Source organism: Curtobacterium sp. MCSS17_016 (genome assembly GCF_003234255.2).
GTDB lineage: Bacteria > Actinomycetota > Actinomycetes > Actinomycetales > Microbacteriaceae > Curtobacterium > Curtobacterium flaccumfaciens.
In genome coordinates this window covers 2,846,086-2,868,931 of sequence record NZ_CP126254.1, presented here as the reverse complement: position 1 = coordinate 2,868,931, position 22,846 = coordinate 2,846,086, and the positions used below count along the sequence as shown (strand labels likewise).

Annotated in this window: 25 protein-coding genes; 17 read left to right on the top strand and 8 right to left on the bottom strand. The window is 71.6% G+C overall.

What is annotated here, in order from left to right; translation table 11 throughout:
- Position 1: 1 nt before the first annotated feature.
- Positions 2–1,030, bottom strand: coding sequence for a GTP-binding protein (locus DEJ19_RS13540; protein ID WP_111234042.1), 1,029 nt, complete (start codon positions 1,028–1,030; stop codon positions 2–4).
- A gap of 45 nt (positions 1,031–1,075) precedes the next feature.
- On the opposite strand from DEJ19_RS13540, the gene ykgO reads away from it, so the two are divergent.
- Positions 1,076–1,198 carry a type B 50S ribosomal protein L36 gene (gene ykgO, locus DEJ19_RS13535; RefSeq protein WP_017888460.1) on the top strand — a complete coding sequence of 41 codons (123 nt, stop codon included), beginning with the start codon at positions 1,076–1,078 and terminating at the stop codon, positions 1,196–1,198.
- A gap of 28 nt (positions 1,199–1,226) precedes the next feature.
- Positions 1,227–1,883, top strand: coding sequence for a histidine phosphatase family protein (locus DEJ19_RS13530; protein ID WP_042538188.1), 657 nt, complete (start codon positions 1,227–1,229; stop codon positions 1,881–1,883).
- 112 nt (positions 1,884–1,995) lie between these two features.
- Here the strand turns inward: DEJ19_RS13530 and DEJ19_RS13525 are convergent, their stop codons facing one another.
- The gene (locus DEJ19_RS13525; protein WP_111234041.1) at positions 1,996–3,729 is read right to left on the bottom strand and encodes a glycerol-3-phosphate dehydrogenase/oxidase; all 1,734 of its coding nucleotides are present in this window, start codon (positions 3,727–3,729) and stop codon (positions 1,996–1,998) included.
- A 192-nt stretch (positions 3,730–3,921) separates the two neighbouring features.
- Between DEJ19_RS13525 and DEJ19_RS13520 the strand changes: the two genes are divergently transcribed.
- The 3 genes from DEJ19_RS13520 (at position 3,922) to ald (ending at position 7,134) form a co-directional block, all read left to right on the top strand.
- Complete coding sequence (locus DEJ19_RS13520) at positions 3,922–4,884, top strand: sugar-binding transcriptional regulator (protein ID WP_027466231.1); 963 nt, start codon at positions 3,922–3,924, stop codon at positions 4,882–4,884.
- A gap of 48 nt (positions 4,885–4,932) precedes the next feature.
- Positions 4,933–5,892 carry an AraC family transcriptional regulator gene (locus DEJ19_RS13515; protein ID WP_111234040.1) on the top strand — a complete coding sequence of 320 codons (960 nt, stop codon included), beginning with the start codon at positions 4,933–4,935 and terminating at the stop codon, positions 5,890–5,892.
- 141 nt (positions 5,893–6,033) lie between these two features.
- The gene (gene ald / locus DEJ19_RS13510; RefSeq protein ID WP_111104948.1) at positions 6,034–7,134 is read left to right on the top strand and encodes an alanine dehydrogenase; all 1,101 of its coding nucleotides are present in this window, start codon (positions 6,034–6,036) and stop codon (positions 7,132–7,134) included.
- Between the two features lie 166 nt (positions 7,135–7,300).
- On the opposite strand, the gene DEJ19_RS13505 is transcribed toward ald, so the two are convergent.
- Positions 7,301–8,110, bottom strand: a complete 810-nt coding sequence (locus tag DEJ19_RS13505) for a TspO-related membrane protein (protein ID WP_027466234.1) — start codon at positions 8,108–8,110, stop codon at positions 7,301–7,303.
- Positions 8,111–8,263: 153 nt separating this feature from the next.
- On the opposite strand from DEJ19_RS13505, the gene DEJ19_RS13500 reads away from it, so the two are divergent.
- From DEJ19_RS13500 to DEJ19_RS13470, 7 genes are all read left to right on the top strand, one after another.
- Positions 8,264–9,247, top strand: coding sequence for a magnesium and cobalt transport protein CorA (locus DEJ19_RS13500; protein WP_111234039.1), 984 nt, complete (start codon positions 8,264–8,266; stop codon positions 9,245–9,247).
- A 125-nt stretch (positions 9,248–9,372) separates the two neighbouring features.
- Complete coding sequence (locus DEJ19_RS13495) at positions 9,373–11,484, top strand: alpha-galactosidase (protein ID WP_111234038.1); 2,112 nt, start codon at positions 9,373–9,375, stop codon at positions 11,482–11,484.
- A gap of 100 nt (positions 11,485–11,584) precedes the next feature.
- Positions 11,585–12,868, top strand: a complete 1,284-nt coding sequence (locus DEJ19_RS13490) for a chloride channel protein (RefSeq protein WP_071405054.1) — start codon at positions 11,585–11,587, stop codon at positions 12,866–12,868.
- Positions 12,869–12,963: 95 nt separating this feature from the next.
- On the top strand, positions 12,964–13,176 hold the full coding sequence (locus tag DEJ19_RS13485; protein WP_071247674.1) for an Rv0909 family putative TA system antitoxin: 213 nt from the start codon (positions 12,964–12,966) through the stop codon (positions 13,174–13,176).
- Positions 13,177–13,311: 135 nt separating this feature from the next.
- A complete protein-coding gene (locus tag DEJ19_RS13480) occupies positions 13,312–14,604 on the top strand; it encodes an aminotransferase class V-fold PLP-dependent enzyme (RefSeq protein WP_111234037.1) in 1,293 nt (430 codons plus the stop codon).
- Entirely contained in the window at positions 14,601–15,050 is a 450-nt protein-coding gene (gene sufU, locus DEJ19_RS13475; protein WP_111234036.1) for a Fe-S cluster assembly sulfur transfer protein SufU, read from the top strand. The genes DEJ19_RS13480 and sufU overlap by 4 nt, the downstream gene beginning before the upstream one ends.
- Before the next feature lie 27 nt (positions 15,051–15,077).
- The gene (locus DEJ19_RS13470) at positions 15,078–15,548 is read left to right on the top strand and encodes a GNAT family N-acetyltransferase (RefSeq protein WP_111234035.1); all 471 of its coding nucleotides are present in this window, start codon (positions 15,078–15,080) and stop codon (positions 15,546–15,548) included.
- Here the strand turns inward: DEJ19_RS13470 and DEJ19_RS13465 are convergent.
- On the bottom strand, positions 15,541–16,350 hold the full coding sequence (locus DEJ19_RS13465) for a hypothetical protein (protein WP_146250717.1): 810 nt from the start codon (positions 16,348–16,350) through the stop codon (positions 15,541–15,543). The genes DEJ19_RS13470 and DEJ19_RS13465 overlap by 8 nt on opposite strands.
- Positions 16,351–16,368: 18 nt before the next feature.
- Positions 16,369–17,421, bottom strand: a complete 1,053-nt coding sequence (locus DEJ19_RS13460; RefSeq protein ID WP_111234056.1) for a zinc-binding alcohol dehydrogenase family protein — start codon at positions 17,419–17,421, stop codon at positions 16,369–16,371.
- Between the two features lie 96 nt (positions 17,422–17,517).
- Between DEJ19_RS13460 and DEJ19_RS13455 the strand changes: the two genes are divergently transcribed.
- Positions 17,518–18,093, top strand: a complete 576-nt coding sequence (locus tag DEJ19_RS13455) for a TetR family transcriptional regulator (protein WP_110865236.1) — start codon at positions 17,518–17,520, stop codon at positions 18,091–18,093.
- Here the strand turns inward: DEJ19_RS13455 and DEJ19_RS13450 are convergent.
- A complete protein-coding gene (locus DEJ19_RS13450; protein WP_111234033.1) occupies positions 18,047–18,502 on the bottom strand; it encodes a GNAT family N-acetyltransferase in 456 nt (151 codons plus the stop codon). The genes DEJ19_RS13455 and DEJ19_RS13450 overlap by 47 nt on opposite strands.
- 53 nt (positions 18,503–18,555) lie before the next feature.
- Here DEJ19_RS13450 and DEJ19_RS13445 point away from each other — a divergent pair, with 53 nt between their 5' ends.
- Positions 18,556–19,125 (top strand): uridine kinase family protein, encoded by a 570-nt coding sequence (locus tag DEJ19_RS13445; protein WP_111234032.1) that lies wholly within the window; start codon positions 18,556–18,558, stop codon positions 19,123–19,125.
- Here DEJ19_RS13445 and DEJ19_RS13440 read toward each other — a convergent pair.
- On the bottom strand, positions 19,113–19,565 hold the full coding sequence (locus tag DEJ19_RS13440) for a MarR family winged helix-turn-helix transcriptional regulator (RefSeq protein WP_110865233.1): 453 nt from the start codon (positions 19,563–19,565) through the stop codon (positions 19,113–19,115). The two genes, DEJ19_RS13445 and DEJ19_RS13440, sit on opposite strands and share 13 nt — an antisense overlap.
- Positions 19,566–19,627: 62 nt before the next feature.
- Between DEJ19_RS13440 and DEJ19_RS13435 the strand changes: the two genes are divergently transcribed.
- The 3 genes from DEJ19_RS13435 to DEJ19_RS13425 all read left to right on the top strand — a co-directional run bounded on the left by DEJ19_RS13435 (position 19,628) and on the right by DEJ19_RS13425 (position 22,033).
- Positions 19,628–19,996: a VOC family protein gene (locus tag DEJ19_RS13435; protein ID WP_111032077.1), complete on the top strand. Its 369-nt coding sequence runs from the start codon at positions 19,628–19,630 to the stop codon at positions 19,994–19,996.
- Positions 19,997–20,133: 137 nt separating this feature from the next.
- Entirely contained in the window at positions 20,134–21,537 is a 1,404-nt protein-coding gene (locus DEJ19_RS13430; protein WP_220035341.1) for an LLM class flavin-dependent oxidoreductase, read from the top strand.
- 4 nt (positions 21,538–21,541) lie between these two features.
- The gene (locus DEJ19_RS13425; protein WP_111234031.1) at positions 21,542–22,033 is read left to right on the top strand and encodes a GNAT family N-acetyltransferase; all 492 of its coding nucleotides are present in this window, start codon (positions 21,542–21,544) and stop codon (positions 22,031–22,033) included.
- A 6-nt stretch (positions 22,034–22,039) separates the two neighbouring features.
- On the opposite strand, the gene DEJ19_RS13420 is transcribed toward DEJ19_RS13425, so the two are convergent.
- Complete coding sequence (locus tag DEJ19_RS13420) at positions 22,040–22,807, bottom strand: SGNH/GDSL hydrolase family protein (protein WP_084740901.1); 768 nt, start codon at positions 22,805–22,807, stop codon at positions 22,040–22,042.
- Between the last annotated feature and the right edge of the window lie 39 nt (positions 22,808–22,846).

Genomic DNA, 22,846 nt, shown 5'->3' with positions numbered 1-22,846 from the left:
CTCACTCGTGCCGGTGCTCCGACGCCGGGTCCACCGCGGGCCACACCGGGAACGGGTCCGGCCAGCCGCGCCACACGTCCGGCCCGGCGAGCAGCTCCGACGGCGTGAGCAGCGCCCCGTCGAGCGCCCGCTGGATCGCCCGGACGTCGAGCTGCTCGCCGACGAACCACAGCGCCTGCCCGATCGGGGCGTCGGCGTCCCACGACGGGTTCGCGGTGGGGTCGAGCGCGAGCATCGACCCGAAACTCGACCACGAGCCGACGTGGTCCGGCCGGGACGCCAGGCGGAAGAACCCCCGCGACCGCAGCACGCGGCCGTTCACGCCGGCGGACAGGTCCTCGGCGATGACGGACGACAGTCGTCCGGGGTGGAACGGCAGCGGCTCCCGGTAGCGCATCGAGACCAGGGCATCGCGGGCTTCGCGCCCGGTGTCCGCGCCGCTCGACAGCGCCCGCATCCAGCCGGCACCGGTGGCGAGCACCCGCGCGGCTCCACCGTTCGACGCCGGCAGGTCGGCGGCGCTCCGGATCGCGGGCAGGGCGACGATCACGGCCTGGGGTGCCATCCGGTGCAGCAGTGACACGAGCGCCCGTCGCCGACGGCCGGACAGCGGCTCGATGCGGTCGAGGGCGATCACCGTCGCGTACTCGACGAGTGCGGCCATCCGGTCCGCGGCCACGAACGCGTCGTCGACGTCCGACCACAGCAGGTGCGCGACGTCGTCGGCCCGCAGCACCCCGACGACGTGCCGCAGCACCCGGTCGTCGCCGGTCTCGGACCGTGCCGCGTTGGCGAGCAGCATACCGACCGCTCGGGCATCGGCTCCCGGGTGCAGGGTGACGACGAGCCCGTGGCCCGCGTCGGGCCCGCAGACCCGGTCGAGCTGGTCGGCCCGGTCGGCCACGGCGCGGGCGGTGGCGAAGGCACTCCCGGCGACGTGCATCCGGTGTCCGTCCGTGATCCGGGCGGCGACGCGGTCGGCGTCGACCTGGTGCAGGGCGGTGACGAGGGTGATGGCAGCAGCACGCATGTCCGCTACTGTAACTGAAAACCGTTATCAACAAGGAGGCTCGTCGTGAAGGTCCGCAACTCCCTCAAGGCCCTGAAGAAGATCCCCGGCTCGCAGGTGGTCCGACGCCGGGGTCGCGTCTACGTCATCAACAAGAAGAACCCCCGCTGGAACACCCGGCAGGGCTGACGTCAGCGGCGGTCCGTAGGGTGGCGGCATGCGACTGCTGCTCATCCGCCACGGCCAGACCCCCGCGAACGTGCACGGCATCCTCGATGCCGTGGTGCCCGGACCGGGGCTGACCGAGCTCGGGCAGCAGCAGGCCGACGCCCTGCCCGCAGCGCTCGCCGACCGCGGGATCGAGCGACTGTTCGTGTCGTCGATGGTCCGCACGCAGATCACCGCGGCGCCCCTGGCGACCTCGCTCGGCCTCGAGCCCGTGGTGCTGCCGGGCCTGCGTGAGATCGAGGCGGGCGACACCCAGGGCAAGAGCGACAAGGTGTCCGTGCAGACCTACATCTCCACCGTGCACGGCTGGTCCGGCGGTGACCGCACGACCCGGATGCCCGGTGCCGAGAGCGGCGTCGAGTTCTTCGAGCGCTACGACGACGCCGTCCGGCAGATCGAGGCCACCGGGGTCGCCGTCGCCGCCGCCGTCAGCCACGGTGCCGCGATCCGCACGTGGGCGAGCGCAGCTGCGCAGAACACCCCGGACCACTTCGGCACGAAGCGTCACCTGGAGAACACCGGCATCGTCGAGCTCGAGGGGTCGTTCGCCGACGGCTGGCGCCTGGTCGACTGGGAAGGCGAGCCGGTCGGCGGCGACCAGCTCATCGACCGCACGGCGCTCGACCCCACCGGCGAGCGTTTCTGACGCGACCAGCGGTCGCCGACGCGACCAGCGGCTCGCGAACGCGACCACGAACGGACGGGAGGCCTGGTACCAGCTGGTACCGGGCCTCCCGTCCGTCGTGTCCTTGCGTCGACTACGCGAGCTGGGACGCCGACGCGGACGTCAGCGGCACGATCACGCCGTGCGACTCACGCAGCACGTCGAGCGTGCGCTGGACCTCGTCCGCGCGCTCCTCGGTCGTCCAGTCGAGCGCCTCGGCGAGCACGTCGGCCAGCTCGTCGAGCAGGTCGATCGTGACCCCGCCGACGAACGCCAGGTTCGTGCGGCGCAGGACGACGTCCACCAGGTGGACGGCCTGCTCGTGGCGGGCGAAGTACGCGACCTCGGCGCGGGTGAGCGACGGGTCGGACTCGAGTGGCTCGACCGGGCCGTCGGTCAGGACGTCCACGACCTCGGCGGCACGGGTGCCGTAGCGCTCGAGCAGCCCCTCGACCAGGGACTCGTCCAGGCCGTCGCGGTGCGACTTGATCCACAGGGCGCGCTGGGCGTCCGTGGTCGGGAACTCCTTGCCACCGCCGATCGGCATGCCCGTGGTGTCGACCTTGCGGCTCATGCCGAGCTTGGTCGTCGCCTCGGTGGACAGGTGTGCAGCGAGGGCACGGAAGGTCGTCCACTTGCCACCGACGAGCGACAGCACGGTCGACTTCGGCAGGCCGGCGATCTGGGTGTCCACGATCCGGTAGTCACGGGACACGAAGCCGGGGGCGGTGTCCTCGTGGCGGGGGAGCGGACGGATGCCGGAGTAGCTGTAGACGATGTGGTCGCGGGTGACGTCGATCTGCGGGAACACGTGCTTGACGAGCCCGAAGAAGTAGTCGATCTCCTCGTCGGTCGTCGTGACCGGCTTCGCGGGGTCGGCGTCGATGTCGGTCGTGCCGATGAGGACCCGGCCCTTGAGCGGGTAGATGAGGACGATGCGGCCGTCGTCGTTCTCGAAGAACAGCTCGCGGCCCTTGGTGGCCTCGAGCAGCTCGTCGTTGTGGACGACGATGTGCGAGCCCTTCGTGCCGCCCATGAACTTCGTCTCGCCGCCGAACGCCTCGTTCGTCAGGTCGGTCCAGGGGCCGGAGGCGTTGATCACGACGTCGGCCGTGAAGACGAACTCGTCGCCGGTCTCGCGGTCGCGCAGCAGGACGCCGCCGTCGCGGGTGCCGGCTGCCTCGACGTAGTTGACCGCGCGTGCCTTGTCGGTTCCCGCCGCCAGGCCGTCCTTTAGGACGTCGAGGGCCAGGCGCTCGGGCTCGTGCACGCTCGCGTCGTAGTAGGTGCCCGTGTACTTCAGGTCCTTGTTGAGGGCGGGCATGTCCTCGAGCGCGGCCTTCTTGGTGCGGAAGACGTGCTTCGGGACGGAGCCGCCGTCACGCGAGAAGGAGTCGTAGATCGTCATGCCGATCTTGATGAGCATCGCGCCGCGCTCCTTGGTGGAGCGCTGCTTGTGCGTCAGCATGCGCAGCGGGGCGTTCATGATGCCGGAGAACGTCGAGAAGATCGGCATGGTCGTCTGCAGCGGCTTGACGTAGTGCGGGGCGATGCGGATCAGGCCGTTGCGCTCCTGCACGCTCTCGCGCACCAGGCGGAACTCGCCGTTCTCCAGGTAGCGGATGCCGCCGTGGATCATGTGGCTCGAGGCCGCGGAGGCGCCGGAGGCGTAGTCGCCACGCTCGACCAGGGCGACGTCGACGCCCTGGAGCGCCAGGTCGCGGAACGTCGCGATGCCGTTGATGCCGCCGCCGACGACGAGGACCTGCGCGTTCGGGCGCTCGGTGAGGGCGGTCACCGTGTTCCGGGGCTGTGTCTTCTTCGACATGGTTCGTCGCTTCCTTCGTCTGTTCGTGGGGTCAGGATCGATCGTGCGCTCGTTCGACAGGGCGGGCAACTCGCGTGCACGAACGTGCAGCACACGTGTCGTCCAGGCCCGACACGGCGGTCAGGAGGCGCGGCAGGGGTTGCAGAGGCCCTGCACGTCCGTGCATGGTTGCGTTCGACAGATCGGAGCACCATGAGCGATGCGGCTCAGCCCATGCGCACGCAGCAGGCGCTGCGCGCCGCCCACCTGTACTACCTGCAGGACCTGACGATGGACGCGATCGCCGACGAACTCGGCACCTCGCGCTCGTCGGTGTCGCGGCTGCTGAAGTACGCCAGGGACACCGGGCTCGTCGACATCCAGATCCGTTCGCCCCTGGACCAGGCCGCCGCGCTGAGCCGGAGCATCCGCTCCCGCTTCGGGGTGCACGCGCACGTCGTCCCGGTGCCGGACCACACGAGCGACGTCGACCGGCTCGAGCGGGTGGCCCTGTCCGCCGCCCGGATCCTGACGCAGTACGTCGAGTCGAACATGGTGATCGGGATCTCGTGGGGTTCGACCGTGAGTGCGGTCAGCCGCTACCTGGTGCCGAAGACCACCCACGGCTCGACGATCGTGCAGATCAACGGCGCCGCGAACACCCGCACCACCGGCATCGTCTACGCGTCCGAGATCCTGCGCCGGTTCGGCGAGGCCTACGGCGCGTTCGTGCAGCAGTTCCCGGTGCCGGCGTTCTTCGACGACCCCGCGACGAAGGAAGCGCTGTTCCGGGAGCGCTCGATCCGCCGTGTGCTCGACCTGCACGAGCGGATGGACCTCGTCGTGTTCGGTGTCGGTGCCCCGCAGGCCCCGGTGCCCTCGCACGTGTACTCCGGCGGGTACCTCGACCCCGAGGACCGCGACGAGCTCACGCAGGCGGGGGTCGTCGGGGACGTCTCGACGGTGTTCTACCGGGCCGACGGCTCGTGGAAGGACATCGGGGTGAACGCCCGCGCCGGCGCTCCGGACCTCGACACGATCAAGCGCGCGCCGCGGCGGGTCTGCGTCGTCGCCGGGCGGTCGAAGGCGGCGTCGCTGCGCGGTGCACTGGCTGCCGGGCTCATCACGGACCTGATCCTGGACGAGAGCGTGGGGCAGGCGATCCTGCAGCCCTGAGTCAGGACCTGACGCACTTTGTCGGTGGTCGGTCCTAGGTTCTCGACCATGGTGCTTTCTCTCGAACAGCCCGGTCAGCGGTACTTCCGGCGGATGGTCGGCAGCGACGTCGACCAGGCGCTCGCGTTCTTCACGGGCGACTACGACTTCCGTGCGCCACTGGTCCGTCGCACCCACGAGAACGCCCACTGGGACTTCGCCGGCGTCGGTGACGAGCGGATGTCCCTGCGCTCGTCACGGTTCATGGTCGACCTGCGGAGCGAGAGCCAGGTCGACGACGAGTTCCTGGTCGCCTGGATGCGGAGCGGCTCGAGCCGGATCACCACGGGCGGCGAGACGTACGAGCTCGAGGCCGGGGTGCCGGTCGTGCTGCCCTTCGCCGAGCCGTACGCGCTGCACCACCGCGACATCGCCCTGAACCTGGTCCACCTGGACCGCGACTTCGTCCGAGCCGTGGCCGGCGACGACGACTTCGCCTTCGAGCCGATGCGCCGCCCGACGGCCGACGGCATCGCGCTGTGGCGGTCGGTGGTGCGGAAGTACTCGGCCACGTGGCTCGACGTCGACCGGTCGATGAGCCCGATGCTGCAGCACGACATCGCCGCGGCCTTCGCGACCGCGGCGATCCGGGCGTTCCCGCAGCGCAACAAGTGGCGCGCGACGGTGTCCGGCAGCGGCCCGGAGCACGACCGCCTGCGCCGGGCGCTCGAGTTCGTGCACGAGCACGCGCGCGAAGCGATCGGTACCCCGGACATCGCCGCGGCGGCGGGGCTCAGCCCGCGCGGGCTGCAGCAGTCCCTCCGCCGGCACCTCGACCAGACGCCGGGGGAACTCCTGCGCGGCGTGCGACTCGACGGCGCCCGGACCGACCTGGTCGGCAGTGGCCTGGACGAGACGACCGTGGCCGAGATCGCGCGGACCTGGGGCTTCGGGCACCTCGGACGCTTCTCGGCGACCTACCGCAGCCGTTTCGGGGAACTGCCGAGCGAGTCGCTGCGCGGGCGCTGACACACTGCTGCTGCGAACGGTTCCGCCGAATCTCGTGACACGGATCGCGCTGCCGCTGTCCGGATGTTCGGCTCAGCGCTGCTGTTGGCGAATCCGGTGCTCAATGGACGGGACGAACGCACCGCCCACGAAGGAGTCAGCATGCGCATCGGCGTCCCCACCGAGATCAAGAACAACGAGTACCGCGTCGCGGCCACGCCCGCCGGTGTCGCCGAGCTCGGGTCGCACGGCCACCAGGTGCTGGTGCAGGCCGGGGCCGGGTCCGGTTCGGCCTTCACCGACGACGAGTACCGCACCGCCGGCGCCACGATCGTCGACACCGCGGCCGAGGTGTGGGAGCGCGCCGAGCTGATCCTCAAGGTGAAGGAGCCGGTCGCGTCGGAGTACCCGATGATCCGGCCGGGCCAGGTGCTCTTCACCTACCTGCACCTCGCCGCCGACCGACCGCTGACCGATGCCCTCATCGACTCGGGCGCGACGGCGATCGCCTACGAGACCGTGCAGCTGCCGGACCGCTCGCTGCCCCTGCTGTCGCCGATGTCCGAGGTCGCCGGGCGACTGTCCGCCCAGGTCGGCGCGTTCCACCTGATGCGCACGAACGGCGGGCGCGGGCTGCTGCTCGGCGGGGTCCCCGGCACGCCGAAGGGCCGCGTGGTCGTCATCGGCGGTGGTGTCGCGGGGGAGCACGCCGCGACGATGGCGCTCGGCATGGGCGCCGACGTCACCGTGTTCGACATCAGCCTGCCGCGGCTCCGGGCACTGGACGCCCGGTTCGACGGCCGCGTCACGACCCTGCGCTCGTCGGCGCACGCCATCGCCGAGGCCCTGCGCGACGCCGACCTGGTGATCGGCTCCGTGCTCATCCCCGGGGCGTCCGCGCCGAAGCTCGTCACCGACGCGATGGTCGCCGACATGCGGCCGGGCTCGGTGCTGGTCGACATCGCGATCGACCAGGGCGGCTGCTTCGAGGGCTCCCACCCGACCACCCACGACGACCCCACGTTCGCGGTGCACGACACCGTGTACTACTGCGTGGCGAACATGCCCGGTGCCGTTCCGCGCACGAGCACGATCTCGCTGACGAACGCCACGCTGCCGTACGCCGTCGCGATCGCCGACCGTGGCTGGGAGGCCGCGCTCGAGGCCGACCCCGCACTCGCCGGCGGCCTGAACGTGCACGACGGCCGCGTCACGAACGCCGCGGTCGCCGCCGCCCACGGCCTGGTGGCGTCCGCGCGCTGATCTCTCGCGCTGAGGCCGGGGGCGTCGGGCTGTCCGGCCGCCCACTTCGCGAAAGCGACAGTTCCCCGCCGAACATCGGCGGGGAACTGTCGCTTTCGCGGCCCGGACGGGTGCGAGGCCGCGGGAACTGTCGCTTTCGCGGGCCTGACGTGCAGGCAGATCCGCGTCAGGCCGCGACCGGAGCCGCCGCCCGACCGGCACGCCCGCCGACCCAGCCGGCGCGGGCACGCACCACCACGGTCACGACGACCACGGCCGCCGCAGCCACCACGGCCGCGACCGCCGTCGGCACGGAGACGAGCGGTCCCTCGAACCGGGCCACGGCGACCCACGCCAGACCCCACGCGACCGAGGCCATGGGTGCCAGGCGTCCCCGGCCCCACAGCGCGATGAGGACCCCGACGAGCCCGGCCACCGCGGCGACGACCACGCCCCACGGGTCCTGCCCGAGTCCGAAGCCCCGGAAGCCCGCCGCCGTCAGCACCGCAGCGGTGTTCGCGGCCGTCGCGACGCAGACCCACCCCAGGTACAGCCCGAACGTGCCGTCGGTCAGGATCGCCTCGACGACGCCGCGGGACGGGGTCCGGCGCAGGATCGTGAACGTCCAGATCAGCACGACGAGCAAGGCGACGATGATCGGCTCGCTCGCCCACAGGAACCCGAACTGCACGGACAGGATCCACGCGGCGTTGAGCAGCAGGGAGAGCACCGCCGGAACCACCAGTCGCTCGTGCCGTTCGTCGTTCGCGGTGCGGAAGAGCTGCAGCACCGCGTAGCCGATGAGCCCGGCGTAGACGACACTCCAGATCGAGAAGGCCGGGCCGTCCGGTGCGATCGCGGTCGAGGACGCCGACAGGGCGCCACCGGCGGCGTCCTGGATGGGCGTGCCGCCGGCAGCGCCCGACCCGACGTACGCGCCGATGACGGCGACGACCGCGCTCACGGCCACCGCGATGCGCTTCCAGATCCTCTTCATGACAGTCCCTTTCGTCAGCATGCTGATGACCTGCACCGTAGGCGGCCGGTGGCGGCGGTCGTGCAGCGCACGTTCAGGCAGGACGCGGGGCGTGTGGCGGGGCCGCCACGGGCCTCCAGGCCGGAGACCGGCCACCCTGCGTACGGTGGGCGCGTGAGCGTCGAACTGAACACCGTCTACATCGACCGGATCGCACCGATCGCGAGTCCATCCCTCGACGACAGCTTCCGGATGCTCGACGAGCAGGGCGCCAGCGCGTGCATCGTCCTGCACCAGCCTGACGCCGAGGAACTCGGCGACGTCGCGGTCGCCCTCGGTCTGCACGAACTCGCCGTCGAGGACTCCGCCGAGGGGCACCAGCGACCGAAGCTCGAGCGCTACGGCTCGACGTTGTTCGTGGTGCTCAAGCCGGCGCTGTACAACGACCAGCAGGAAGAGGTGGCGTTCGGCGAGGTGTACGCCTTCGTCGGTGAGACCTTCTTCCTCGCCGTCGTGAAGGCCGACCCCCGCGGCAGGCAGACCGTTCCCCGGGCGCTGCAGCGGTTGAGCGGCAAGCCGGGGCTGGTGACCGTCGGCCCGCAGGCGCAGCTCTGGGCGCTGATGGACTCCATCGTCGACGGCTACGTGCCGGTGATCGACGGACTCGAAGAGGACATCAACCAGATCGAGGACCAGCTGTTCTCGGGCGAGGCCGGGGTGTCCCGCCGCGTGTACGAGCTGTTCGGCGAGGTCGTCGACTTCCAGCGAGCGGCGCGTCCCCTCGTCTACATGATCGAGAACCTGCACCGCGGCGCCGAGAAGTACCACCTGCCGATCGAGATGCAGCGGCGGTTTCGCGACGTCCTCGACCACGCGATCCGGGTGGTGGAGCGCCTCGACACGTTCCGGCAGCTGCTGCAGAACGCCCTGACCGTCGACTCGACCCTGGCGGCACAGAAGCAGAACGACGACACGAAGAAGATCTCCGGCTGGGCGGCGATCCTGTTCGCACCGACGCTCATCGCCGCGATCTACGGGATGAACTTCACGCACATGCCCGAACTCGGCTGGACGTGGGGGTACCCGCTGTCGATCGTCGCGATGGTCCTGTTCGCCGCGATCCTGTACGTGGTGTTCAAGGTCAAGCGCTGGTTCTGAGCCGCAACCGGAGCCGCGCCGCAGCCTGGGCTGAGCCGCAACCGGAGCCGCGCCGCAGCAGGATTTGCAGCGGACGGCCCCGGACCGGAAAGCTCTGACGTGCAACGACGCCGACTGGAGCCCGCATGCCGCACGAACTCGTCCACCTGACCGCCGGTGGCGTCTCGCTCGTCCTGGACTGCCGCGACGACGCGCTCCCCGCCGTCGTGCACTGGGGAGCGGCACTCGGGCCGCTCGATACCGACGCGCTGACGGCCCTCGCCGACGCCGACGTCGCGCCCGTCGCACCGAACGAGATGGACGATCCGGTGCGCCTGTCGGTGCTGCCCGAGCCACACCGGGGCTGGAGCGGTCGTCCGGGGCTCGCCGGGCACCGTGACGGCGCCGACTGGTCGCCGGCGTTCACGGTGACGTCGCTCGCGGTCACCGACTCCGCGGTCACCGCCGACGCCGAGGACACCGTCGCCGGGCTCACCGTCCGGGTCGCCATCGAGATGCTCGGCTCCGGGCTCGTGCGGGCCCGCGCGGGCGTGACGAACACCGCCGACGGCGTCTACACCGTCGACGACCTGACGCTCGCGATGCCGATCCCGTCGGGGGCCCGCGAGATCCTGGACTTCGCCGGCCGCTGGGGCAAGGAGCGGACCCCGCAGCGCCGCGAACTCGTCGTGGGGACCCACCAGCGCGAGGGCCGGAAGGGCCGCACCGGCACCGACGCAGCGACCGTGCTGACGGTGGGGGAGCCGGGGTTCGGCTTCGCCCACGGTCAGGTCTGGGGCGTCCACACCGCCTGGAGCGGCAACCACCGGCACCACGCCGAACGGCTCGCCACGGGCCGCCAGGTCATCGGCGGCGGCGAACTCCTGCTGCCCGGCGAGGTCCGGCTCGGCACCGGCGCCACGTACGAGGGGCCGTGGGTGTACTTCGCCCACGGGGACGGCCTCGACGACCAGGCCCGACGGTTCCACCGCTGGCTCCGCAGCCGCCCGCAGCACCCGACGACGCCCCGCCCGATGACGATCAACGTGTGGGAGGCCGTGTACTTCGACCACGACCTGGCCCGTCTCGTCGACCTCGCCGAGCGTGCCGCGGCCCTCGGCGTTGAACGCTACGTGCTCGACGACGGCTGGTTCCGTGGCCGCCGCGACGACCACGCCGGCCTCGGTGACTGGTACGTCGACGAGGGCGTCTGGCCGGACGGACTCGGCCCCCTGGTCGACCGCGTCCGTGCGCTCGGCATGGAGTTCGGCCTGTGGTTCGAACCCGAGATGGTGAACGAGGACAGCGACCTCGCCCGCGCCCACCCGGAGTGGATCCTGCAGGCCGACGGTCGGCTGCCCGCGCGTTCCCGCGACCAGCAGGTGCTGAACCTGGCGATCCCCGAGGCCTTCGACCACGTGCTCGAACGGATGACGGCGATCATCGGCGAGTACGCGGTCGACGCCGTGAAGTGGGACCACAACCGCGACCTCGTCGAGGCGGGGTTCCCGGGCGGTGGCGCAGCGGTCCACGAGCAGACCCTCGCCGCGTACCGGTTGATGGCGACGCTCGGCGAGCGCTTCCCGTCGCTGGAGATCGAGTCGTGCTCGTCGGGTGGCGGTCGGGTCGACCTCGGCGTCATCGAGCACACCGCGCGGGTGTGGGTGTCCGACGACATCGACCCGCTCGAGCGCCAGCAGATGCACCGGTGGACGCAGCAGCTCCTGCCGCCGGAGCTGCTCGGGTCGCACATCGCGAGCGGCCGGAACCACACGACCGGTCGCGTCCACGACCTCGCCTTCCGTGCGGGCACCGCCCTGGTCGGCCACCTCGGCATCGAGTGGGACCTGGCCGGCGCGACCGCCGACGAGTCCGCTGCACTGACCGAGTGGATCGCGCTGTACCGGGAGCTCCGCCCGCTCCTGCACGGCGGCGACCTGGTGCGCTCGGACGAGGTCGACGACGCACGGCTCGTGTACGGCACGGTCGCGCCGGATCGGCAGCAGGCCGTCTTCTTCCTCGCCGGCATCGGCCGCTCCGAGGTCTCCGGCACCGGCCGCGTCACCTTCCGCGACCTCGACCCCGACACGGCGTACCGCGTCGACCCGGTGGTCATCGGCGACGGCCACGACCTGGTGCGACCGGACTGGTGGTCCGGCCCGCGCGTGTTCAGCGGCCGGGTGCTCGGCACCGTCGGCCTGCAGCCACCGCTCATGCCGGCCGACTGCGTGGTGCCGTTCCGGGTGACGGCCGTCTGACGACGGGTGGTCGGGGTGCCCGGCCTGGAGGCCCGTCCCGCGTCCGGCCGGCCCGTCGCGGTCCGTCATCGGGTGCGTCCAGCCCGTTAGGCTTCCGGTCATGCCGCACTCCGGACACGCGACCCCGGTCTGGGCCCTCAAGCTCGCCGTCGTCACCGCCCTGGTGGGCGTCTCCGGCGGCATCGCCGGCATCGCGGTCTGGCTCGCGCTCCAGCTCATCCAGTTCGTCGCCTTCGGGTACGGGTTCGGCGGGCACCTCGAGGCCGCCGACGCATCGTCGGGCCTGAACCGGTTCCTCGCGCTCACCGCGGCCGGCGTCCTGACCGGGTTCGCCTGGTGGGCGCTCCGTCGGTGGGGGCGCTCGATCGTCTCGGTCACCGCGGCCGTCGACGGCAAGCGGATGCCGGCCCTGGCGACGCTCGCGAACGCCGGCATCCAGATCCTGGCCGTGGGGCTCGGCGCGTCCATCGGCAAAGAGGTCGCTCCGCGCGAGGTCGGGGCCTGGCTCGCCCAACTCGTCACCCGTCGTGCGGGGCTGACCGCGCGCGAGACGAAGATCCTCGTCGCCTGCGGTGCTGCGGCCGGCCTCGCCGCCGTGTACGACGTACCCCTCGGTGGTGCGCTGTTCGCGGTCGAGGTCCTGCTCGGGGAGATCAGCTTCGCGACCGCCCTGCCCGCCTTCGCCACGAGTGCGGTCGCCGCCATCACCGCCCGGCTCGTGATCCCGGACGAGGTGCTCTACCACGTGCCCGCGATGCACCTGTCGCCGTCGCTGCTCGTCTGGGCGATCGTCGTGGGACCCGTGCTGGGACTCGCCGGGGTCGGGTTCGTCAAGCTGACCAACCGGCTGCAGGGCATCGCGCCGAAGGGCTGGCACCTGCTCGTCGTGCTGCCGGTGGTCTTCGCGATGGTGGGGCTCATCGCGATCCCGTTCCCGGAGATCCTCGGCAACGGGCGGGCGCTCGGCCTCGTCGCGATGAACACCACGCTCGACGACGCCTCGTTCGCCGGCCTCTCACCGATCGTCCTGCTGCTGTTGCTCGGGGTCCTGCGGACCGTGACCACCTCTGCGACCATCGGAGCGGGTGCGGTCGGTGGCACGCTGACCCCCTCGATCGCGATCGGTTCCGCGATCGGTGGCGGGCTGGGCGGTGCGTGGCTGTTGCTGTGGCCGGCCGACGGCCCGAGCCTGGCGGCCTTCGCCTTCGTCGGTGCAGCGGCCTTCCTCGCCACCACCATGCGGGCGCCGTTCACCGCCCTGGTGCTCGTCGTCGAGTTCACCCAGCAGGGCACCGACATCCTCGTGCCCTCGTTGCTCGCGGTGTCCGGCGCGGTCGCCGTCGGGTACGTGCTCGCGCGCCGTCGCAGCGCCCAGATGGTGTGAAGACCCCGAGCGTTCCGGTACGGACGACTACCCGGCGGCCTACTGTCGGCGCCAGGACGGAGCGACGGGCTCCGCACCGAGACGAGGAGCAACCGATGGCGGGGTTCGACGACATCACGAAGAAGGCCCAGGAGTTCCTGAAGGACGGCAAGGTCCAGGACGCCCTGCAGAGCGAGAAGGCCGAGGGCGTCAGCGACAAGGTGCTCGGCGGTGTGGCCGACGCGGTCAAGAAGGCCACGGGCGGCAAGTACGACGACAAGATCGACGGTGCCCGCGACGCAGCGGACAAGAAGATCGGCAACGAGTAGCGAACCACGTGCGACGGCCCAGGACCCGGCGTGGTCCTGGGCCGTCGCCGTGCCGACTGGACGTGGTCGGGAACAACGGACACCATGGACGGGTTGCTCCGGACAGCAGCACCAGGAGGACGAGACGTGACAGTCGTGGCGCCGAACCAGCCGCTCACCGAGACCGAGGTCGAGGCGATCAAGCGGGACTTCCCGATCCTCGCGCAGGACGTGAACGGGCAGCCGTTGGCGTACCTGGACTCCGGGGCGACGGCTGAGCGCCCGCGCCAGGTCCTCGACGCCGAGCGCCGGTTCCTCGAACACGACAACGCCGCCGTCCACCGCGGGGCCCACACGCTCGCGGCGCTCAGCACCGACGCCTACGAGGACGCCCGCGCCACCGTCGCCGGCTTCATCGGTGCCGCCGCCCCGACCGAGGTCGTCTGGACCGCGAACGCCACCGACGCCCTCAACCTCGTCGCCTACGGCATGGCCAACGCCAGCCGTGGCCGCGGTGGTGTCGACGCAGAGCGCTTCCGCCTGGGCGCCGGTGACGAGATCCTCGTGACCGAGGCCGAACACCACGCCAACCTCGTGCCGTGGCAGGAGCTCGCCGCGCTGACCGGTGCCACCCTGCGCTGGATCCCGGTCGCCGACGACGGCACCTGGACCGCCGACGACGCCGCGGCGCTGATCACCGACCGCACGAAGGTCGTCGCGTTCTCGCACGTCTCGAACGTCACCGGGATGATCGCCCCCGTCGAGCAGGTCGTCGGCCTCGCCCATGCCCGCGGTGCCCTCGTGGTGCTCGACGCCTGCCAGTCCGCGCCGCACCGTCCCCTCGACGTGCAGCAGCTCGGGGTCGACTTCGCCGCGTTCTCCGGGCACAAGATGCTCGGCCCGAACGGCATCGGCGTGCTCTGGGGCCGTGCGGAGCTGCTCGACGCCCTGCCGCCGTTCCGCACCGGTGGCTCGATGATCACCACCGTGACGATGGAGGGCTCCGAGTTCATGCCGGCACCCGAGCGGTTCGAGGCCGGCACGCAGCCCGTGTCCCAGGCGGTCGCCCTCGCCGAGGCCGTCCGCTACCTGCAGGGCATCGGCATGGAACGCGTCCGTGCTCACGAGGAGCACCTCGCCCGCCGGATGCTCGACGGTCTGGCAGCAGTCCCCGGCATCCGCCTGGTCGGTCCGCCCCCCGGCGTCCCGCGCTCCGGCCTGGTGTCCTTCGACGTCGACGGCGTGCATGCCCACGACGTCTCGCAGTACCTCGATGCGCAGGGCATCGCCGTGCGTTCCGGCCACCACTGCGCCCAGCCCCTGCACCGCCGCCTCGGACTCGTCGCGACGAGCCGTGCCAGCACGTACGTGTACACGACCGAGCACGACGTCGACCGGTTCCTCGCAGCCGTCGCCGAGGTCCGCGACTACTTCGGAGCCACCGCGTGAACGCCCTCGACAGCCTGTACCAGCAGGTCATCCTCGACCACGCGAAGGCGCGGCACGGCGACGGTGCGATGCCCGACGCGGATGCCTCGCACTTCGAGCGGAACCCCACGTGCGGCGACGAGATCACGGTCAGCCTGCGGCTCGAACCCGGCACCGACCGCATCGCCGGGCTCGCCTGGCAGGGTGACGGCTGCTCGATCTCGATGGCCTCGGCATCGGTCCTCACCGACATGGCCGTCGGCCGCACGGTGCCCGAGTTCCTCGCACTGACCGAGGAGTTCCGCAACATGATGCGCTCGCGCGGTGTGGGTGAGCCCGACGAGGACGTCCTCGAGGACCTCGTCGCCTTCCACGGCGTCTCCAAGTTCGTCATGCGCGTCAAGTGCGGCATGCTCGCCTGGGTCGCGGCGGAAGCAGCCGCGCGCGAGGCGACCGCTTCCCGCTGAGCCGGCTGCGGCCACGCAAGGGGCGCGATGATCATCGAGACGGAGCGACCCGGCGCGGGCCGGGCCGACGCGATCGTGCGGGCCTACCTGACGGAGGTCGCGTCGCGGTGGTACGGGCGGGCGGCGACGACGGCCGAGGTCGACCGGGCGCTCGACGAGGAGCCGTACGACGACCTGCAGGGGGACTCCGGGGTGTTCGTCGTCGCGAGTGACGGGGAAGCCGCTGTCGCCTGCGCCGGCGTGCGCTTCGTCGGTGCCGTCGGCGAGCTGACGAAGGTGTTCACGCTGCCGGAGCACCGCGGCCGAGGCGTCGGTTCGGCGCTCCTGCGCCACGTCGAGGACGTCTGCAGGGGACGCGGGATCACATCGCTGCGGCTGGACACCCGCGCTGAGCTCGCCGAGGCCTGTGCGCTCTACGAGCGGCTCGGCTTCGTCCGGGTGGCGCCGTTCAACGACGATCCGTACTCGGACCGCTGGTACGCCAAGCGGATCAGCTGATGACGCCGACTTCGCGCAGCGCGTCACCGACGCTGATGCGCTCGTTCCGATCCTGCGCCTGTTCCCAGCGGGCCTCCGCGCGCGCGATGGCCTGGTCGTCGAGACCCAGGAGCTCGTAGAGCCCGTCGAGCTCACGCGGTGCGAGGTGCATGAACCGCAGCGGGAGCTTTCGTTCGGGGCTCGCGTAGCTCTGCTGGGCGAGCTGGTCGAGGACGCCCGGGTCGGTCTCGCGTTGTTCCATGAGCAGGACGACGGTTCGTGACCTCGTCATCATGAGGAAGGCGGACCGCACGTTCTCGTCCCGATCGGTCGCCAGTGTGATCTCGACGGCGAGGGGGAGGTCCTCTTCGCCCGCGAGTTCCCACCGCTGCGAGGTGTCCCCGTGGATCGCGGTGAGCATGTCCGGGTGGACGCCGAGGCCGCGCTCGCCGCGTTCCGGTCGCAGCGCGGGCGGGCGGGGGTCGTCCCCGACGCGGGCGGTGGGGAAGCCGACGCCCGTGTACACGGTGTGGGCGATCGGCAGGAACTGGAGCGCCTGGTGCAGTGCGGTCGCGGCGTCCTGCACCGCCGGAGCGGTCACGTCACCGTCGGCGGCCGCGATGGCGGTGGCGTAGTCGGAGAGTGCGGTGTGCTGCTGCTCGATGGCCCGGGCGAACATCTCCTTGCCCCTGGCGGTGTCGCCGAGGAGCCGCGGGTCCAGGTGCAGCGTGACGGCGCTCGGGTCCTGCAGGTGTCCCCGTGGTGTGCCACCGCCCGACATCATGATCTCGAACGTCTCGTCTTGCTCGTGGGCATCGGTCACGTCGCTGACGCTACCTGCTCAGGGAAGCGTGACGACGAGCTTCCGGGCGGAGACACCGGCGCGGAGCTCGGCGAGGGCATCCGGGATCGCGGCGAGTCCCGATCCGACGACGGACGCGGTCGGGGTGGCACGGTACCGCCCGGTGCGGAGCGCCTCGGGCAGGAAATCGCGGTAGATCGCGGGGCCGACCTCGGACTCCGTCGGGCGGCCGCCCCAGATCGCGGTGACGTGGACCCCGTGTCGGCGCTCGAGCCGCGCCCGGATCGTCGTCACCGGTGTCGGGTACGCCGACGCGAGTCGACCGGAGCCGGTGGCTGCCCGGACGATCGGGAGCGTGCGGGTCAGCGAGCCCTGGCCGAAGGCGAGGGTGCCGGCGAGCTCCCGGTCGGCGAGTGCCTCGAGGATGCGGCGTTCGGCACCGTCGTCGCGGTAGTCGAACACGGCCTCGGCCCCGAGGTCCTGCACGAACCCGTGGTTCTTCGGCGATGCGGTGCCGATCACGGCGTAGCCGGCGGCCCGGGCGAGCCGGACGGCGTTGGCGCCGACGCTCGTGGACGCGCCCCACACCAGAACGACCCCGGGGCGCTCGGACGTGTCGGCCGTCGGGAGCGACAGCGCGAGCTGATCCGGCTCGAAGAGACCTGCCGCGGCGGTCGAGACGGCGAGTGGCAGGACCGCCGCCTGCTCGGCGGGCAGGGTATCCGGAACCGGGGTCGTCACACGGTCGAGCAGCAGGACCAGGTGCTGGAAGGCCCCTTCGGCAGCACTGTTCCGGTGCTGTTCCTGCCCCGCGGCGTGCCCGACGACCCGGTCGCCCACGCGGAAGCGCTCGACGTCCGGGCCGATCGCGACGACCGTGCCGGCGACGTCCGACCCGAGGACCGCGGGGAACCGCAGCTTCGGGAACACCAGGTGCCGGAAGAGCCCGCCGACGGCGTCGACCGGGTTGACGGCGACCGCCTCGGCGCGGACGACGAGTTCGCCGGGGCCGGGCTGCGGGACCGGTGCGGGCCCGACGGCGAACCGCCCGGTCGACGTGGTCCAGAGTGCTGCGTTGCCGGATGGCGACATGGTGTCCCGAATCTCTTGCTCGAAGTGAATCATGACACGACGTGTCATCGCCCAGTCAACCATGACACGCTGTGTCATCACCACTACTGTGGACACATGCGTTGGTCTCCGGATGCCCGAGGGCGACTCGAGCGTGCGGCGTTCGAGCTCTTCGCCGAGCAGGGCTACCAGGCGACGACCGTGCCGCAGATCACCGCACGGGCCAGCCTGACGACCCGCACCTTCTTCCGGTACTTCGCCGACAAGCGCGAGGTGATCTTCGCCGGTGACGAGATCCCCGACCTCGCCCGGGCCGCCATCGAGGGTGCACCGGCCGGGATCGACCCGCTCGACATTGTCGTGCACGGCCTCCGCACCGTCGCCGACGAGCGGTTCGAGGGGCGGCACGGCGAGGTCGGCTCGGTGCGGCGGCTGGTGCTGTCCGAGTCGTCGCTCCGGGAGCGCGACGCCCGGAAGCGCGCCGACCTGACAGACGCGGTGCGCGAGGCCTTCGTCCACCGCGGGCTCGATCCGTCCGAGGCGGCGGTGATCGCCGAGACGACCGTGATGCTGTTCCACCTGGCCCTCGAGGCCTGGCTCACCGGACCGGCCGAGCGCCGGATGGCCGACGTGGTCGACGAGCAGCTCAGCGCACTCCGTGGGGTGCTCGATCGGCGGCCCGCAGCGTCATGAACACGTCGACGCCGTCGTTGGTGTCGAGCACGAAGCCGTGTCGTTCGTAGAGTCGACGAGCCGGGCTGCCCACCAGCACGTTGAGCCGCGTCGGGCCGTCGTGGGGCTCGTCGAGGACGGCGCGCAGCACGGTCGAACCGACTCCACGCCCCTGGACGTCGGGCGCGAGGTAGAAGTGCTCGACCCAGCGGACGTCGTCCTCGACCCGCACGGTGATCGACCCGACGTCGCGGTCGTCGACCACGACGATGCGGGTCAGCTCCGGCTGGAACGCGTCGCGGAGGCGCTGTCGGACGCGCGTCTCGTCGAACACCCCGAGGCGTGTCAGGTCGTCGCGCAGCACCACGGCCCGGAGCTCGACGAGCCACTCGAGGTCCTTGGTGGTGCTGTCCCGCAGTGCGACGTCCATCCGCTCAGCCTACGAACTCCGGTGCACCGTCATCGACCTCGTACGCTTGCCCGATGGACCGCGACGGCGTCATCGACCTTGTCTCGTCCCGCCGCGCCTCGGCCCGTGCACCGATCGTCGTCGGTGTCTCCGGCTACTGCGGATCCGGCAAGTCGACGCTGACGCGCACCCTCGTCGAGGGGCTCCCCGGCGCGGTCCGCATCCGCGGCGACGACTTCCTCGACCCCGTTCGGTCCCATCAGCGGTCGGCCGACTGGGACGGCGTCGATCGTCCCCGTCTGGTGTCGTCGGTGCTCGAACCGCACCGAGCCGGTCGTGCGAGCACGTTCCAGCGGTTCGACTGGTCGGTGCGAGCCCTCGGCCCGGCCGAGCCGCTGCCGCGGACGGACGTCCTGGTCGTCGACCTGATCGGACTCTTCCACCCCGACGCGCTCCCGCACCTCGACGTCAGCATCTGGTGTGACGTCGACCTCGACACGGCGGTGTGTCGGGGCACGGCTCGTGATCGCGCGCTCGGGCGCAGGCACGATGCGCTCTGGCGGGACGTGTGGGTCCCCAACGAGCGTGACTTCGAGGAACGGTATGCACCGAAGGACGCCGCCTCGGTGCGCTACGCGCCCTGACGCCGTAGCGACGTCACCATGCTCCGCAGGATCTGACGGGCCTCGGTCTGCTGGTCTGCGGTCAGATCGGCGAGCATCCGCTGCTCGACCCCACGGATCGCCGCACTCGCCTGCGCCAGACTCCGCCGCCCGCTGTCGGTCAGCTGCGTGGGGAGTGCCTTGCCGACCGACGGTTCGGTGGCACGGGTGACGAAGCCGTCGCGCTCCAGGGTCTGCAGCAACACGTTCATCGACTGCCGGGTCACGAACGTGCCGCGCGCGAGTTCGGAGTTCGACAGGCCGGGGCGCTGCGCGAGCAGCTCGAGGCAGGAGTAGTGCGTCACCGTCATGCCGAGCGGGCGCAGCACGGCTTCCATCGACGCCCGGAGGGCGCTCGCGGTCTCCTTGAGCAGGTAGCCGATCGACGTCTCGAGGTGGATGCCGGTGTCGTCTTGACGCATGTCAGTAGTCTGACATAGCTTGTCCTGTGTCAGAAGACTGACACGTACTCAAGGAGCACCACATGCCCGTCACAGGCCCCGACTTCATCTCCCTGCAGACCCGCGACCTCGATGCCTCGCAGGCGTTCTACGAGCGGTACCTCGGCCTCGTCCGCTCGCAGGCCGGTCCGCCGCACGCCGTCGTGTTCGAGACCACGCCGATCGCCTTCGCCCTGCGCGACCTGGTGCCCGGCACGGACCTCGACGCGGTGGCGCAGCCCGGCGTCGGCGCCGCGGTCTGGCTGCACGCAACGGACGTGCAGGCGATCCACGACGCGCTGGTCGCCGACGGCCACCGCATCGTCTCGGCGCCGATCGATGGTCCCTTCGGTCGGACGTTCACGTTCGCCGACCCCGACGGCTACCACGTCACGCTCCACGACCGCGCCTGAGCCCTGGAGCCGGCCACGCGCCCGGCGCGGGCGACGTGACGGACGCGGGGCGGGCCTCCAGGCCGGTGCCGGAGACGACCGTCACGCTTCGTCACGATCCGTGACGGTCGCAGGTGTCCGACGTAGCGTCTCGACCCGTGACCACCAGCAGCGAGCACCGGCAGATCCGCTTCAACGCGTTCGACATGAACTGCGTCGCGCACCAGTCCTCCGGACTGTGGCGGCACCCGCGCGACCGGTCGCGGGACTACCGCGACCTGACCTACTGGACGGACCTGGCGAAGACGCTCGAGCGCGGGGCGTTCGACGGCATCTTCATCGCCGACGTCCTGGGCACCTACGACGTGTACGGCGGCTCGAACGAGGCCGCGCTCCGCACCGGGTCGCAGGTGCCGGTGAACGACCCGATCCTGCTCGTGTCGGCGATGGCATCGGTGACCGAGCACCTGGGATTCGGCATCACGGCCGGAACCGCGTACGAACACCCGTACCCGTTCGCCCGACGCATGTCGACGCTCGACCACCTGACCAAGGGGCGGGTCGGCTGGAACGTCGTCACCGGGTACCTGCCGAGTGCCGCGCGGAACATGGGCCAGGCCGACCAGCTGTCGCACGACGACCGGTACGACGTGGCGGACGAGTACCTCGAGGTCCTCTACAAGCTCTGGGAGGGCTCGTGGGAGGACGACGCCGTCGTCGCCGACCGCGAAGCCGGGGTCTTCACGGACCCGGCGAAGGTGCACCCGATCGAGCACCACGGCACGCACTTCGACGTGCCGGGCATCCACCTGTCCGAACCGTCCGTGCAGCGCACGCCCGTCATCTACCAGGCGGGCGCGTCACCGCGCGGCATCCGCTTCGCCGCGGAGAACGCGGAAGCGGTCTTCGTGGGCGCACCGACCGTCGAGCAGCTCGCGTCGACCGTCGCGAAGGTCCGGGACGCCCTGGAGGCAGCTGGTCGCGACCGGTACGCCGCCCGCGTCTACACGCTGCTCACCGTGATCACGGACGCCACCGACGAGCTTGCCCAGGCGAAGTACGAGGACTACCTGTCGTACGCGTCGGAGCTCGGTGCGCTGGTGCTCAACTCCGGCTGGATGGGCGTCGACCTGTCGCAGTGGGACCCGGACCAGCCCCTCGGCGACGTCGAGTCGAACGCGATCCAGTCGGCGGCGGCGAACATCGCGGCAGCGACGGGGGAGGACGGGTCGAAGTGGACGATCCGTGACCTGGCGCGGCAGACGGCGATCGGCGGGCTCGGCCCGGTGGCGGTCGGCGGGGGAGCGACGATCGCCGACCGGCTGCAGGAGATCCAGGAGCTGACCGACGTCGACGGCTTCAACCTGGCGTACGCGGTGACCCCGGGCACGTGGGAGGACGTCATCGAGTTCGTCATCCCGGAGCTCCGCGCCCGTGGGGCCTACCCGGAGGAGTACGAGCCGGGATCGCTGCGCCAGAAGCTGCACGGCCGTGGGGACCGGCTGCCCGACGAGCACCGTGGGGCGTCGTTCAGGATCGGGAGCCGGGCGGTCGTAGGCTGATCGGGTGATCGAGTCGTCCGTGGTCGTGCATCCCGCGACCCCGGACGAGACCGACACCTGCATCGACCTGTGGGCCGCGGCCGTGGCTGCCCGTGACGGTGCCGCCGAGGACCCGGCGGTGCGGGAGCGCGCGCGGCAGAAGTTCGCGGCGGAGCACGTCGCCTGGCTGGTGGCTCCCGGCCCGGACGGTGCGGTCGACGGCTTCGTGCTCGTGACGGCACCGGGCACCGGTCGGTCGACGGACCCGGCGGACGCCGCCTACCTGTCGTTGCTCGCGGTGCGCCCCGGGGTGCAGGCCCGCGGGGTCGGACGGTCGCTGCTGTCCGAGGCGGTGCACGACGCCCGGGCCGCCGGGCACCCCCGCGTGGTGCTGCACGTGCTCGGCGACAACGACCGGGCGGTGCGGCTGTACGAGGCGGGCGGCTTCGTGGCGACGGGCGACGAGTTCGCGCACGCGCTGAGCGGGGTCACCACCCGCGTGTACGTCGCGGGCTGACGCTGGCTACGCGTCCTGACCGCGCACCGGCGTCCACGTCGGGTAGGTCGCCGAGCGCCCGTCGCCCGACGACGTGCGGGTGATCCGGCGCTGGACCCACGGCAGGACGTACTCGCGGTAGTAACGGAGTTCCTCGCCCAGGCGGGTCCGGGCGGCACCGGGGTCCGCGGGCTCGACCGGCGCGGGGCCGTCCAGGACCGCGTGCAGCGCCAGGTCCGCGACGCGCTGGTGCCCGGTGGCGTTCATGTGCAGCCGGTCGTCCGACCAGAACTCCGCACGGCGCAGGTGCGGGTCGCGGGAGACGTCGACGAACGGCAGACCGCGGCGTCGGGCGAGGGTGCCGAGCGCCTCGGCCCAGGCGTCACCGCGGCGGTTGATGAGTGAACCGAGGGGCAGGCGGGCGCTCGGGTCGGCCGGGCTGAGGAGTGCCAGGCGCGCCCCGGTGGCCTCGACGCGGTCGGCGGCGGCCTCGACCTGCCCGATCAGCGCGTCCACCTCGAAGCGCGGGCGCAGCAGGTCGTTGCCGCCGGCGCAGAAGGTGATGAGGGTCGGCGCCGGGTCGAGCGCGAGGGCGGCCTCGAGTTGACCGTCGAGGACCCCGGCGAGCAGTCGGCCGCGCACCGCGAGGTTCGCGTACGAGACGTGGGCGTCCGAGGCTCCCGCCATCGCGCTCGCGAGTCGTCCGGTCCAGCCGGGGAACGGAGCGGGTCCGGCGTCGCCGATGCCCTCCGAGAAGCTGTCGCCGATCGCGACGTAGCGGATGGTGTCGTGCATGCGCCCATCATCGTGCACATGCCTGTGCAGGTTCCCGGT

Coding starts and splice junctions, on each gene's coding strand:
- DEJ19_RS13490 (WP_071405054.1), top strand. CDS start 11,585: ATGCCGCACTCCGGACACGCGACCCCGGTCTGGGCCCTCAAGCTCGCC.
- DEJ19_RS13520 (WP_027466231.1), top strand. CDS start 3,922: ATGAGCGATGCGGCTCAGCCCATGCGCACGCAGCAGGCGCTGCGCGCC.
- DEJ19_RS13460 (WP_111234056.1), bottom strand. CDS start 17,421: ATGTCGCCATCCGGCAACGCAGCACTCTGGACCACGTCGACCGGGCGG.
- DEJ19_RS13530 (WP_042538188.1), top strand. CDS start 1,227: ATGCGACTGCTGCTCATCCGCCACGGCCAGACCCCCGCGAACGTGCAC.
- ald (WP_111104948.1), top strand. CDS start 6,034: ATGCGCATCGGCGTCCCCACCGAGATCAAGAACAACGAGTACCGCGTC.
- DEJ19_RS13420 (WP_084740901.1), bottom strand. CDS start 22,807: ATGCACGACACCATCCGCTACGTCGCGATCGGCGACAGCTTCTCGGAG.
- DEJ19_RS13505 (WP_027466234.1), bottom strand. CDS start 8,110: ATGAAGAGGATCTGGAAGCGCATCGCGGTGGCCGTGAGCGCGGTCGTC.
- DEJ19_RS13445 (WP_111234032.1), top strand. CDS start 18,556: ATGGACCGCGACGGCGTCATCGACCTTGTCTCGTCCCGCCGCGCCTCG.
- DEJ19_RS13470 (WP_111234035.1), top strand. CDS start 15,078: ATGATCATCGAGACGGAGCGACCCGGCGCGGGCCGGGCCGACGCGATC.
- DEJ19_RS13435 (WP_111032077.1), top strand. CDS start 19,628: ATGCCCGTCACAGGCCCCGACTTCATCTCCCTGCAGACCCGCGACCTC.
- DEJ19_RS13440 (WP_110865233.1), bottom strand. CDS start 19,565: ATGCGTCAAGACGACACCGGCATCCACCTCGAGACGTCGATCGGCTAC.
- DEJ19_RS13525 (WP_111234041.1), bottom strand. CDS start 3,729: ATGTCGAAGAAGACACAGCCCCGGAACACGGTGACCGCCCTCACCGAG.
- DEJ19_RS13450 (WP_111234033.1), bottom strand. CDS start 18,502: ATGGACGTCGCACTGCGGGACAGCACCACCAAGGACCTCGAGTGGCTC.
- DEJ19_RS13495 (WP_111234038.1), top strand. CDS start 9,373: ATGCCGCACGAACTCGTCCACCTGACCGCCGGTGGCGTCTCGCTCGTC.
- DEJ19_RS13455 (WP_110865236.1), top strand. CDS start 17,518: ATGCGTTGGTCTCCGGATGCCCGAGGGCGACTCGAGCGTGCGGCGTTC.
- DEJ19_RS13540 (WP_111234042.1), bottom strand. CDS start 1,030: ATGCGTGCTGCTGCCATCACCCTCGTCACCGCCCTGCACCAGGTCGAC.
- DEJ19_RS13515 (WP_111234040.1), top strand. CDS start 4,933: ATGGTGCTTTCTCTCGAACAGCCCGGTCAGCGGTACTTCCGGCGGATG.
- DEJ19_RS13485 (WP_071247674.1), top strand. CDS start 12,964: ATGGCGGGGTTCGACGACATCACGAAGAAGGCCCAGGAGTTCCTGAAG.